Origin of the sequence: Vibrio crassostreae (assembly GCF_024347415.1) — a bacterium.
Lineage (GTDB): Bacteria > Pseudomonadota > Gammaproteobacteria > Enterobacterales > Vibrionaceae > Vibrio > Vibrio crassostreae.
Map to the genome: position 1 here is coordinate 631,889 of NZ_AP025477.1, position 12,142 is coordinate 644,030.

Sequence of the window (12,142 nt, forward strand, 5' to 3'; positions counted from 1 at the left end):
GACTCACATTTATTAGGTATTAAATTACGGGGCTATTATCCACTTTATTTACAATAAAGAAAGAGGTCGTACGGTATTCTGTCTTGATTAATTTTAGCTGAGATCAACCATTTGTGTTTTAAAGTTTTATGCAAACGGTTAACTAGGGGACTTGTTCGAACGACAGAGACAAAAATGCCAGCGGCTAGGCTGGCATTTGGTTAAATTAAATTTTGCTCATGCGCTTACTTACTCGCATCTAACAAGCCAGCGGTTACGGTTGCAATGCCAGTACCTTGCGACAAGGTAAATTGTACAATTTGTGAGGTCATTTCTGCGTTGGCTGCTGCATCACCAGCATTTTGCTGAGAAATTACAGTGGAGTGGTCTGCTTCTGAAGATGCTTTGTCAAAATACGAAGCCAGCTTGTCTCCCGAAGAGTCCAGTGCAGTATTAACCAAGGATAACTTTTTAAACAGGGGTTCGGTACCTGCTGTTGGAAACTCAGCGACCGAGTTTGGTATCGTTTCGTCACCATTCGCTTGAATACCAAGCACAGGTCCCGTAGTTGTAGATGCAATATTATATGGGTCAACGTTATCTAGAACTGTTTGCGCAGCATAAGTGAATGAAGTAAGGGTCGAATCGATTGTCGCTTTGACTGCTTTGTCTGAGGCTGAAGCACTATCACTACTTAGGGCTGTGTAGTATTCATTAAAGCAATCACCACCTGACTTACTGACTGGCACACAGTTACTTACATAATGTGCTTGGTACTCGGTTACACTTGATAGGCTCACGGTGTGCTTAATCTCAGGAGAAAACGAGCCTGACTTAAGCAAGAAAGGTGCAATGCCACCACCTGGGTTAGCAAGTGTTGCACTTGTATAACTAAACATAGAATCAATCGCAGGGTTCAACGAACTGTTACCAACGGTATAAGAGCTGATACCTGTAATCGCCCCGATAGAATGCCCAAATAGAGACACATTCGTTTTGTCGAGGTTACTAAATGCTGCATTAGTAGCAAAATTTAACGCAAAACGAACTCCAAGACCATCAATGGCGCTCTGACGGATGTTATCTCGTGCAACAGGTAAATACTCAAGATTCATGTATACAGTAGGTGTTGTTGGTGTCGTAACAACATCTGCACTTAGTGCGCGTTGACCGTGAAGTGGTTGGTCGATAGCAATAATTGCATAGGGTTTGTATGGTGCTGCTCCAGTAAGTGCGCCGCCAATATGCTGCATCGCAAAAGCATAAGCACTCTCTTTGATGCTAGTGATACCGTGTTGGTACTGTAAAATTGGTAAACTGCTGTCGATAGCTGCTCCTTCAGGTACAAACATAACGAATGGCACTGACTTTGCTGCTCGAATTTGCGGTACAGCGCTGTATTTCGTCATAACTCTAGCGCTATCCAATTGCTCTCCGCTTGCAAGAGTTAACTTTTCTCCAATGAGTAATTGTTGGTACTCTGCTTGATAGAGTTGAGTAGCAGGCTCTGTGATCCCTAAACCTGCCAGCTGTGTAGCAATAGCTGTTTTGTCCGAGTCACTTCCTGAGCTGAGTACATTCAAGATAGTTAAAACACTAGGCATCGCACTGCGCCAAGGCGTTGTTTTCCACGCATTGTTAGTTAACGAATCTGACAGGAAGTACGGTAATTCAACTGTTCCTCGATACACTTGAATAGAAGCTGCTGCTGGTGTTGAAAAGTTAGTGTTATAACCCGCAGCTAATTGTGTTGCAGCATCGTCACCAAATGCACTCTTAAACATCGCGTCAGCTTGTACAGCTGTAGCAAAATCCTGTTTCGTTCCATCAACTGTAAATGTATACAGATTATCAAGATCAGCTTCCGAAATACTATTTGGATTCGCTAGGTTCTTCCATATATCAGACGGGGTAACTGCGGGGCTAACTGTTTGTGCAATTGCAGCTTTGGTCCCGTTCATAACGTTACCTGCCGACGCCGTAGTAAACCAAGATGAGTATATGATTTCATCTGAGCTTGATACAGAACCATAGCCAGCGAACAACGCTTCAACTTGATGGATGATTTTCTGTGGTAAATCGAGCGAGCCTGCTTGGTCAATATCTTTCGTTTTTAAAGATGCGTAAGAGCTTGATGTTCCAAGTGGTTCATCTGCGCTATCAACAATTGAGTCAGTTAATGCATAGATGTAGTCAGAGCTAGGATCTAAACCTTTAAGAGGTAAAACTTGTATGGTCTTAAAATCGCTAGATGCCACTAAGTAGTCAACTCCAGCAGTTAGAGCAGTAAAGTTAGACATGACACCGGTGCTCAGGTCAACATCCACTTTAGCAACTTTTACACCGGCATTTAGGTGCGCGCTAAACGGTGTCGTACCCATCATCACGACATCATTCTTCAGCGTCCTATCACTTGGAAGATTCACATTGATAGTGAACGGCATGATAGTACTCCAACCATCAGCTTCACCCATGGCTACTTTTGGATCATTCAAGAGTCCCGTTGAATTTGCATCTAACGGAATATTTAGAGTGTGATCGTTGGTATCGAACAAGAAAAACGAAGGAAGAGGAACATCCGCTTCATTACCTAGAAGAGTGAAGCTAATTTTTGAACTTCTAGCTAATGATTGGTTGATTGCATCTGAATAAGGTGCCGCTGTTGAATCACCAGAGCTTTCACTATTGTCCCCACAGCCCGCAACTAGTAATGCTGAGCATACGAGAGATAAAGAAAATTTGTTGTTCATGTAATTATTCCCGTACGGTTAGTTGAAGGTGTAGTTAAGTTGTATCGCTGAAAGGTAAGCAACGCCTTCAGCATCAAATGTAAGCTTTTGTCCCGCCGCATCAGTTTCGGTAAACGAACCGCTTTCACTTTGTACGAGTGCAAATGCAGCATCGACAGTCATATTCTCTGAAATAGAATAGGTGAGGCCTGCTGAATACCACATACGATCGCTGTCTGGAATGCTTAATGTCGCTTCACCAGCTTGCTCGTCATACGCTAGACCCGCTCGTACCGTCCAATTTTGATTAACCATGTAGGTTGCACCTACAGACCATCTTTGATTGTCTTCGTAATGTTCGGTTTTTAAGAAACATTCATTGTTTTTACAATCTGAACTAGTGGCTTTTAACTCTTTGAACTTACTCCACTTAGTTAACTGCCAACCATAGTGTATTGCCCAAGCATCGTTAAGTTGATGAAAAGCAGATAATTCGAAGATATCGGGCAGTTCAATTTCTAGGCGCCCTGTGGTTTTACCAGGAGCGCCGTTTTCCATTTTTAGACTTGTGTAATCAGTGAACTCACCGTCATCAAAGTCGAGTTCAACGGATGATCGGTAACCAAATCCAAAACGGTTGTACTCATTCAGTTCATATAACGCGCCCACATTCCAACCAAAAGCAAAAGTCTCACCAGTCATCGAGATTAGTTTGTCACTTGGTGAGCCACCAACAGGAAGGCTGCCTTTGTGTCTGTTGAGCTCGGCCTCTGCATAAACAAAGTTAACGCCAGCTCCTACACTAAAACTATCGTTAACTCTGTACGCGATATTTGGATTTAAGTTGACTGAAATTAGTGATGTGTCACCTGCCAAATCACCTGCATAAATATCATCTGGGTAATCAGTGGCTACTCCGTAAGTCGTGAACATGCCAATTCCCCAAGCCCATTTGTCGTTGATAGGACTAATGTAATAAGCAGCAGGGACAATTTGTAAAGGAGCGACATCTGATGATTTTTGGTTGAAGTCGCTGTCATTGATTTTGGTTTGAGTAACGTCTACCTCGGGATCAACGATAGAAACCGCGCCTGAAAATTGGGCTGTATCAAATAGGGTCATTGCGGCGGGGTTTCTCGCTAGTACACTCGCGTTATCGGCTACAGCGCCTTCACCTGAGAATGCGCGACCAAGACCTGAAGCAGAATGCTCAGCAACTTGGAAGCCAGCCGCAAGTGAATTGCACGCAAATAGCACAGAAAGTGAAACGAGAGAGCGTTGTATTGTTTTCATCCTTGACCCTCCTAGGGCATCGAATTTCATTATTATCGTTTGAAAACACACTGAGCATTGTTGGTGTTGAAGCTCTAATGTAAACAGCATGTTAAATTCATGTTTTATATAAAGTCAAAGAAATAGTTGCTATTTTGTGAGGTTATATTTTCGAGGGGCGGCACTTTAACACTAATAATATAATTACAATCAATAGTTTATTTGTGGTTGGAGGTGTGACCAGAATGTTTATGTTAGCTATTGGTACAAATAGTGTTCAATAGCTCAATATGTAACAACTTTGTTTATGTTTACCGCCGATCGCTAAATCGGCATAATATCGACACTCGTTAGAAGTCATTAAATTGGAATTTAAGTTTGGAATTACTCGCGATAGAGTTTCTTGGTAAACCACTTCGATTAGAAGGGGCAATGGCAGGGTGGCAACAGTTGTATTGGGACAACACTCTGGTATCTCAATTAGATGCGACCACAGACCAAGAAGACGAACGAACACACGAATTTGCACTACGTGCTGGAGAAGAAACGTTGCAGTGTCACGTTGAGTCGACCGTTCAGTGGCAACCGTTTGAGATGACGTATAAAGCATCGGTTAATGGCCAAACTATTACCGAAGGCAATCGAAATACCAAAGATATCGAGCAACAAACCCCTGTTGTTGCTCCTAAACCAGAGAAGCGTTTTAGCTTAATTGGGTTGGTGTCGCTTGGCATGAAAGCGCTGAAAAGCGCTAAGCTAATTAAGGTCGTTCTTGCTTCTGCGAGTTTAGCGGCTTACTCATGGTTGTTTTCAATTCAGTTCGCGCTTGCCTTGATCGCTTGTCTTATGTTCCATGAGTACGGTCATATCAGAGCGATGAAATACTTTGGCATGAAGACCAAAGGCATCTATTTGATACCATTTCTTGGTGGTTTGGCGTTATCCGATGAAAAGATTAATACGCGCTGGCAAGATGTGGTTATCTCAATCATGGGGCCATTGTTTGGCTTGATATTGTCGTTGATATTTATGGTGTTGTACTGGGCGACTGGCGAGATGTTTTTTGCTGGGCTTGCGGTATTTAATGCCTTGTTAAACCTGTTCAATCTACTGCCGATTTTGCCTCTTGATGGCGGTCATGTTCTTAAAAGTATCAGTTTCTCGATGAACAGTGTGCTTGGCATTGTATTGTGTGTCGCGGCAGCTGTTGCTGGCGTGGTATTGAGTTATCAATTGAATTTAACCCTGTTTGGTTTCTTATTGATCATGGGCAGTGTTGAAATACTGTTCGAATGGAAAGGGCGTCATCACAGTCATTTGTTGCCGTTAGACAAATACGGTCAAGTCGTGTCGTTCGTTTGGTATGTGGGTTTAGTGAGCAGTTTGATCGGTGTTATCTGGTATTTTGCATCGACAGGTGATCAGCTATTGAGCCTACCTTTACAAATTCTTGGTACTTGACCAGTGAGTTTCTGTTGTTGGATTCATTTAGCTGCATAGTGCACTTGAACTGTTAGTTAGCAAGAAACTAAAAATGCCCTAACCAATATGGATAGGGCATTTTTGTAGATACACCAACTAAGCGATTCTAACTTAGACTACGCTTTGCAATTTGGTCTTAGTGAACCCGATTGAGGAAGCGTCTTTATCGTTGCTTGAAGATCTTTAATACGCGTACTGTGGGAAGGGTGCGTAGAAAGCAATTCTGGCGGCTGATTTCCACCTGATGCTTTCGCCATGTTTTGCCACAAGTTGACACTTTGGTTTGGATCGAACCCAGCTTGAGCCATATACTCTAAGCCAACAACATCGGCTTCAGACTCTTGAGTTCGCCCATACGGCAGAATAACGCCATATTGAACGCCTAAACCTAACGCGGCCATCGTCATACCTTGATACTGCTTGTACTCTGATGCACCTAGCGCGACGTTAGTAATAGATAAGCCAGTATTAGCGATTTGAGACTGAGAAAGACGCTCATTACTGTGGTCCGCTAGAACGTGTGCCACTTCGTGACCGATAACCGTCGCGAGTTGGTCCTGATTAACTGCAACCTTAAGTAAGCCTGTGTATACACCGATTTTTCCGCCAGGTAGGGCGAATGCATTCACTTGGTCGCTATCAAAAACCACCACTTCCCATTCACTAAAACCTTGCTTAGGAATGTGTTGAGTAATACTGTTCGCTACGCACTGTACATAAGCGTTAGTGTTGGCATCTTTACTGATGGGTTGTTCTTTCTTCATTTGTTCAAAAGATTGTGCTCCGAGCTGAGACATGTCTTTATCTGAAAAAAGCAGCAATTGGTTTCTGCCTGTCGGAGAAGCGCTACATGCGGTTAGGCCTGCAAGTGTGAGAAGCGAGGCAAACTTCATCCATGACGTCATACAATATCCTCTGTGTATTCGGTTTTTATGCATGTTAACATCAACTTGTGTAATAGCTAAGGGCTGTAAGTTAACTAACAGCGGTAATATAGAAAAAAGCTATGCACGCGATAATAAGATCAATAATTAAGGAACCTATATGAGTATTTGGAAAAAGCCCGTTGACCTAGATACCTTCAACGCGACCTCAAAAAATACCTTAATTGAACACCTCAACATTGTTTACACCGAGGTTAACGACAATTCCTTGGTGGCAACCATGCCAGTTTGTCATTTCACGCACCAACCACTGGGCATGCTTCACGGCGGTGCATCCGTGGTTTTAGCAGAAACTCTTGGCTCACTCGCTGCAAATTTCTGCGTTCCAGAAGGCTACTATTGCGTTGGACTCGATATCAATGCTAACCACGTAAGATCAATGCGCGAAGGCAACGTCATCGGTACTGCTGAGCCCATTCACCTTGGTGTATCGACACAAGTATGGCAGATCAATATCACAGATGAACGTCAACGTTTAGTTTGCACCAGCCGCTTAACCATCGCTGTAAAGAAACACAAGCGATAATAGACTTAAAGTCATCAGTTTTTTGTATTTAAAGAAGTAGCCCGAGAATCCCATGGTCATAACGTTTAAAAGTGGAAAAGTCATCGCAACGGCACATGAGCTGGTTGTTCGTTTAGATGGTGAACATAGAGTCACGCTACAAGCTCAAGTTGATGCCATTCAACTGATCGGAAAAGGGGCAAATGTCATTTCAGCCAATGGCTCTGAGTGTAAATGGTCGATAAAATTGGACGACGAACAGCAGCTTCGTGAGATCGCTAATGAAATTGGCTGCGATGTGATGTAATCCTATGTTGTAAAAGCACTTAACCCTTCAGATTGAATAACGTCTTAGGATGTCATACTCAATAATCCATAATAAAATTGTGCCAGTAATATTGCTTTTAGGCCGTAAAATAGGGAAACTGAATTCAATGTCCTTTGAATAAGTTTTCCTCTTTATGAGCAGCCCAAGACTTCGCGTTCAATTTGAAACCCTGTTTGAATACTTCGATGGTAAAGATTCTGATGTTCAGTTAGACGACATCACGGATGTGCTCTGTTGTACCCGTCGTAATGCCCGAATGGTCCTCAACAAGCTTGAGGAAGAAGGATGGGTCGAATGGTTACCGGCGGCGGGTCGAGGGAAGTTATCTCAACTTATCTTTAAGCAAAATCGTTGTGATGTGAGCGAGAACTTAGCGAGACGCTACTTACAGGAAGGCAAAATTGGACAGGCGCTGTCAGTGCTTGATCACAATGCTGCGAAACTCACCCAAGTCATTCAGAACTACTTGGGTGTGCAATATCAAGAGGGCGAACAGGTCATTCGTTTGCCTTATTATCGTCCGCTATCCATGCTTAATCCGACAAAGTCTATGCGTCGTTCAGAACAACACATCGCCTGCCAAGTCTTCAGTGGTCTAACGCGTTTGGATGAAAACGATCAGCTCCAGCCTGATCTTGCGCACTCGTGGCAGCAGATTAGTGACTATCAATGGCGGTTCTTCTTGAGGCCAGGTGTTCGTTTTCATAACGGGGAACCTCTGTTAACCAATCATGTTGTGGATACACTTCTTGCCCTTGAACCTCTCAACATGTTTTCGCATATCAAAGATGTATCTTCACCTGCAAATTGTGTTGTAGATGTTTTCCTCACACGTCCAGACAAGTATTTTCCGCTCGCACTAACGGAATCGGTCGCTAAAGTCACTTTACCGGTCACTTTACGTGGTGAAGACTACGATATTCGACCGATTGGAACAGGGCCTTACCGCATCGAAAAGAACGACGAGAAACAACTCGTGTTAACGGCTTTCAACGGATATTTTGGTTTCAGACCGTTAATTGATCGCGTTGAAGTTTGGGTAGTGGATGAGGCTTATTCATCAATGGTTTATCCAAGTCTTTCTAAGCCTGTAATGGCCGACCGCGGCGATAGCGATGAAGTAGAGCTCGATCCGGGGTGTACGTATCTATTACTCAACAGAAAGAAAGGTATAGCGCAAGATCCCGCTTGGGCGGAGTTTTTGTCAAATGCGTTAAATGCTGCCGGTCTTTTTGTACATATACCAAAAGAAACCGTCATTGATTTGGGCGTTTTGCATGCTTATGGCATCAAGCCTGGTTGGTACGATATCAAGTTAAAGGTTCCGGAATGTCCACCAGCCGATAATAAGCCTGCAATAAAGTTAGCTTACCAATGCCAGCACCCAATGTTTCCTACGCTCGCGAAGGCCATTGTTACTGTGCTTAAACAATATAATGTTGATGTTGAGCTTTTGGGTTACGAAACCGATCCACCGCATGCTGATGATGTGGACATTTGGATTAACCCCATGGGAATTGCGAATAACAGAGACGACGCACTGGCATGTTGGCTTATGGATTATAGTTTCCTCGATGAATCCAGTCCCGCAGACGATTTTGATCAATGGTGCCATATGATTGATCGTTGGCGCTCTGGTGAATTTGAACAGTTTCCAGCAAGGCAACTCGGTAAGCAACTGGTACAAAGCAACCAATTGATTCCGATGTTCCATTGTTGGTTAGGCGTAAACAAAGACCAATGTGGTACCTTACAAAACGCTAAGTGCAATGCGCTTGGTTGGTTTGATTTTAGCCAAGTATGGGTTAAACCTGACGTTGATTAATACACGGCTAACCTCAGCAAGGACAAGGAAAGACCAATGCAAACCGTTTTAGTAACCCTGATTACATTGGTGGCATTTGCTGCTAACTCCGTGCTTTGTCGCTGGGCCTTAATGGATCAAACGATTGATCCCTTGAGCTTTTCGATTGTACGTATCTTGTCTGGAGCGCTAACACTTCTGATTTTATTAACGTTATCTTCGCAGTCTAAATCTAACTCCAAACCTAAACAGGATTCATATAACAGCGGTATATCGGGATACACAAAGCTCAAATCACAGTTCCAATTAACATCCATATTGTCACTGCTCGTGTATATGTTTGGCTTCTCGTTTGCTTATTTAGAGCTTGGCGCAGGTCTTGGTGCTCTGGTGTTGTTTGTCGCAGTGCAATTTACAATGATTGCCGCGCATTTGTTCTCTGGCAACAGAATGTCACTCATTGAGTGGGGCGGGTGTTTGTTATCTGTGGCAGGGCTTGCTTACTTGTTAATGCCAACGGAATCGACACAGGCACCCGACTTAGTTTCTATCCTCTTGATGTCTTTGGCTGGAGTTGGGTGGGGCATTTACACGTTGGCCGGAAAGAAATCGTCAAACGCACTGCAATCGACCACCGCTAACTTTGGATTCAGCTCGCTAGTTATCCTTTTGGCATTAAGCTTATTTTCTTTGATACCTAATGCGTTACCGCAAGTATCTATCACTGAGCAAGGTTTGATTTACGCGGTTATATCGGGCGCAGTGGCTTCTGGTATCGGTTATAGTTTGTGGTATTACGTGGTGAAAAAACTGAATACGGTGGTTGCGTCTATTGCACAGCTTTCTGTTCCAGTTATCGCGACACTTGGTGGCGTATTACTGTTATCTGAACCTGTCACCATGCAATTTATAGTCTCATCAACCGTTATACTTCTTGGGATAAGCTTGGTTCTTGTCGCTCCTAAACATAAGAAATAAAGAGTTCAATCATTAACTTCTATGGCTAAACCAAACAAGAAACAACCGACCAAGACGGTTCAGATTTTCTGCGCCAAATGTAAAACGCAACTTTTTAAATATCGGAAAGGTGGCAAAGGTGCACTCGTGAAATGTTTTAAGGAGCGTATCGTTGAAGATTTCACGACAGAGCCATGTGTGTGCCCTGAATGCGGGATTGAATTTGCGCGAGATACCTTGGTTCGAGGTACGCCAGCCTACAAGTTTGTTGGTGGCAAGGTAACAATGAAATAAAAATGCCACCGCACTCATTGTGTGGCATTTCAGAACTGTTATTGAAGTTCAGAATCAAAAGCTAGTATCAATGAACTTTGACACGCCCTTGGAGCTTAAGAAGTATTAGCGAGACAATTGCGCCAGTTGTATCACACAGCATGTCTTTCTGCGCATCCCAAATATCACCTTGTGAACCAAGGAATGCGATACCTTCATCACCACCTGCAATCTCCGCGTACCACCACTCGATAATTTCATAACCTGCAGCAACACCCATGATCGCAAATAGCGCAAAGAAACACGCCAGTACCGGTTGAGCCAGTTTTTTACGAATCAAGTACTCTGCGAGTGGGTAAGCATAAAGGCCAATAGAGAAATGGGCGACACGGTCAAAGTTATTGCGTTCAGAACCTATCATGTTATTAAACCAATCAAATGGCACTTCAGCGAAGGTATATTTCGCGCCTATCGTATGCAAAATCAGCCAGATAAACATTAAAACGTAGGCTGTCTTAGTGAAGGTGACCTTTGTTGATAACCACCAAATACCCACCAATATCGCGAGCGCTGGGACAATTTCGGCAATCCACACAGCTCTTGAAGAGGGAGCGAACGCTGAAAATAGAAACACAGTCAGATACAGCGTCGTCAATGACAGTAATGGCCGATTTTGAGCAAGTGGTGTGATTGTCATATCAAGATCTCTCGTCGAAGTTTTTAATAGTGTTACACAATAATGAACAGCGTTCAATTGAGGTTTAATCACCAGATTTGTTGAAAAGTGGCGTTATCGCCCAGTATCTAGACAAACGGTTGCTAGAGTTTCACAAAAGTTTGATTTACAACAAAGCGATCCTTAAAATCGCTCTATTACTACATAACAAGAAAGAAAGTCATGAAACTGGAAACTGTCGATTACCTTGCTGACGACGCAGCAGAACAATTTGTTCGCTCTCTACGTGAAACTGGTTTTGGTGTTCTTAAGAACCACCCAATCCCGAAAGAGCTTGTTGAGTCAATTTACGAAAACTGGTACCAATTCTTCATCTCTGAAGAGAAAGAGAACTTCCACTTTAATGTTGAAACACAAGATGGATATTTTCCACCTTCAGTCTCTGAAGTTGCTAAGGGCCACACTGTAAAAGACATCAAAGAGTACTTTCACGTATACCCTTGGGGCAAAATCCCTGAACAGCTCAAAGAACAGATTCTAGATTACTACCAACGTGCGAATGCTTTTGCTCAAGAGCTGCTAGGTTGGGTTGAAGCTCATGCTCCTCAAGAAGTACAAGAGAAATTCTCTATTGCGTTATCAGAAATGATTAACGGCAGTGAACAGACTTTGCTTCGTGTTCTTCACTACCCACCAATGCAAGGTGATGAAGAGCCAGGTGCAATCCGCGCTGCGGCACACGAAGACATCAACTTACTGACTGTTCTTCCTGCAGCAAACGAGCCGGGCCTTCAAGTTAAAGCACAAAATGACGAGTGGTTAGATGTTCCATGTGACTTCGGTAACATGATCATCAACATCGGTGACATGCTTCAAGAAGCATCAGGTGGTTACTTCCCATCGACAACTCACCGTGTAATCAACCCATCAGGTGAACGCCAAGAGAAGTCTCGTATCTCTTTGCCTCTATTCCTTCACCCGAAACCAGAAGTAGTGCTATCTGAAAAGTACACAGCAAACGAATACCTAATGGAACGTCTAAGAGAGCTTGGCGTTATCTAATGAGTTAAATGCTTAGTCCCTAATACTGGATAGATGTGAAAGGTCAGCTAAATTACTGACCTTTTTTGTATCCGTGCCAAAGAAGAGCGGCTTTATTACTAACGGTTGTATTCAACAAAATGGTACTCAGT

At 43.3% G+C, this 12,142-nt stretch carries 11 protein-coding genes; 7 read left to right on the forward strand and 4 right to left on the reverse strand.

Features of this window, described 5'->3' with window-relative positions:
- Positions 1 to 224 precede the first annotated feature (224 nt).
- Together OC193_RS18480 and OC193_RS18485 are read right to left on the reverse strand one after the other, a co-directional pair.
- Entirely contained in the window at positions 225 to 2,729 is a 2,505-nt protein-coding gene (locus OC193_RS18480; RefSeq protein ID WP_048661998.1) for a VolA/Pla-1 family phospholipase, read from the reverse strand.
- A gap of 18 nt (positions 2,730 to 2,747) precedes the next feature.
- The gene (locus tag OC193_RS18485) at positions 2,748 to 4,001 is read right to left on the reverse strand and encodes an outer membrane protein transport protein (protein WP_048661997.1); all 1,254 of its coding nucleotides are present in this window, start codon (positions 3,999 to 4,001) and stop codon (positions 2,748 to 2,750) included.
- 357 nt (positions 4,002 to 4,358) lie between these two features.
- Here OC193_RS18485 and OC193_RS18490 point away from each other — a divergent pair, with 357 nt between their 5' ends.
- Positions 4,359 to 5,441 carry a site-2 protease family protein gene (locus OC193_RS18490; RefSeq protein ID WP_048661996.1) on the forward strand — a complete coding sequence of 361 codons (1,083 nt, stop codon included), beginning with the start codon at positions 4,359 to 4,361 and terminating at the stop codon, positions 5,439 to 5,441.
- A 137-nt stretch (positions 5,442 to 5,578) separates the two neighbouring features.
- On the opposite strand, the gene OC193_RS18495 is transcribed toward OC193_RS18490, so the two are convergent.
- Positions 5,579 to 6,367, reverse strand: coding sequence for a M48 family metallopeptidase (locus OC193_RS18495; RefSeq protein WP_048661995.1), 789 nt, complete (start codon positions 6,365 to 6,367; stop codon positions 5,579 to 5,581).
- 139 nt (positions 6,368 to 6,506) lie between these two features.
- Between OC193_RS18495 and OC193_RS18500 the strand changes: the two genes are divergently transcribed.
- The 5 genes from OC193_RS18500 to OC193_RS18520 all read left to right on the forward strand — a co-directional run bounded on the left by OC193_RS18500 (position 6,507) and on the right by OC193_RS18520 (position 10,294).
- Complete coding sequence (locus OC193_RS18500; RefSeq protein ID WP_048660192.1) at positions 6,507 to 6,932, forward strand: hotdog fold thioesterase; 426 nt, start codon at positions 6,507 to 6,509, stop codon at positions 6,930 to 6,932.
- Positions 6,933 to 6,984: 52 nt separating this feature from the next.
- A complete protein-coding gene (locus OC193_RS18505) occupies positions 6,985 to 7,218 on the forward strand; it encodes a DUF3389 domain-containing protein (RefSeq protein ID WP_017064605.1) in 234 nt (77 codons plus the stop codon).
- Between the two features lie 154 nt (positions 7,219 to 7,372).
- Positions 7,373 to 9,064 (forward strand): SgrR family transcriptional regulator, encoded by a 1,692-nt coding sequence (locus OC193_RS18510; RefSeq protein ID WP_048661994.1) that lies wholly within the window; start codon positions 7,373 to 7,375, stop codon positions 9,062 to 9,064.
- A 36-nt stretch (positions 9,065 to 9,100) separates the two neighbouring features.
- Positions 9,101 to 10,021 carry a DMT family transporter gene (locus OC193_RS18515; protein WP_048661993.1) on the forward strand — a complete coding sequence of 307 codons (921 nt, stop codon included), beginning with the start codon at positions 9,101 to 9,103 and terminating at the stop codon, positions 10,019 to 10,021.
- A gap of 21 nt (positions 10,022 to 10,042) precedes the next feature.
- Positions 10,043 to 10,294, forward strand: a complete 252-nt coding sequence (locus OC193_RS18520; RefSeq protein ID WP_017067298.1) for a hypothetical protein — start codon at positions 10,043 to 10,045, stop codon at positions 10,292 to 10,294.
- Positions 10,295 to 10,361: 67 nt separating this feature from the next.
- Here the strand turns inward: OC193_RS18520 and OC193_RS18525 are convergent, their stop codons facing one another.
- Positions 10,362 to 10,970, reverse strand: a complete 609-nt coding sequence (locus OC193_RS18525) for a DUF2238 domain-containing protein (protein ID WP_048660188.1) — start codon at positions 10,968 to 10,970, stop codon at positions 10,362 to 10,364.
- 201 nt (positions 10,971 to 11,171) lie between these two features.
- Here OC193_RS18525 and OC193_RS18530 point away from each other — a divergent pair, with 201 nt between their 5' ends.
- Positions 11,172 to 12,011 (forward strand): isopenicillin N synthase family dioxygenase, encoded by an 840-nt coding sequence (locus OC193_RS18530; RefSeq protein ID WP_048661992.1) that lies wholly within the window; start codon positions 11,172 to 11,174, stop codon positions 12,009 to 12,011.
- Positions 12,012 to 12,142 lie beyond the last annotated feature (131 nt).

Bases quoted from the DNA above. Each gene is read 5' to 3' on its own strand.
- OC193_RS18495 (WP_048661995.1), bottom strand. From the start codon at position 6,367: ATGACGTCATGGATGAAGTTTGCCTCGCTTCTCACACTTGCAGGCCTA.
- OC193_RS18530 (WP_048661992.1), top strand. From the start codon at position 11,172: ATGAAACTGGAAACTGTCGATTACCTTGCTGACGACGCAGCAGAACAA.
- OC193_RS18485 (WP_048661997.1), bottom strand. From the start codon at position 4,001: ATGAAAACAATACAACGCTCTCTCGTTTCACTTTCTGTGCTATTTGCG.
- OC193_RS18510 (WP_048661994.1), top strand. From the start codon at position 7,373: ATGAGCAGCCCAAGACTTCGCGTTCAATTTGAAACCCTGTTTGAATAC.
- OC193_RS18500 (WP_048660192.1), top strand. From the start codon at position 6,507: ATGAGTATTTGGAAAAAGCCCGTTGACCTAGATACCTTCAACGCGACC.
- OC193_RS18480 (WP_048661998.1), bottom strand. From the start codon at position 2,729: ATGAACAACAAATTTTCTTTATCTCTCGTATGCTCAGCATTACTAGTT.
- OC193_RS18505 (WP_017064605.1), top strand. From the start codon at position 6,985: ATGGTCATAACGTTTAAAAGTGGAAAAGTCATCGCAACGGCACATGAG.
- OC193_RS18525 (WP_048660188.1), bottom strand. From the start codon at position 10,970: ATGACAATCACACCACTTGCTCAAAATCGGCCATTACTGTCATTGACG.
- OC193_RS18520 (WP_017067298.1), top strand. From the start codon at position 10,043: ATGGCTAAACCAAACAAGAAACAACCGACCAAGACGGTTCAGATTTTC.
- OC193_RS18515 (WP_048661993.1), top strand. From the start codon at position 9,101: ATGCAAACCGTTTTAGTAACCCTGATTACATTGGTGGCATTTGCTGCT.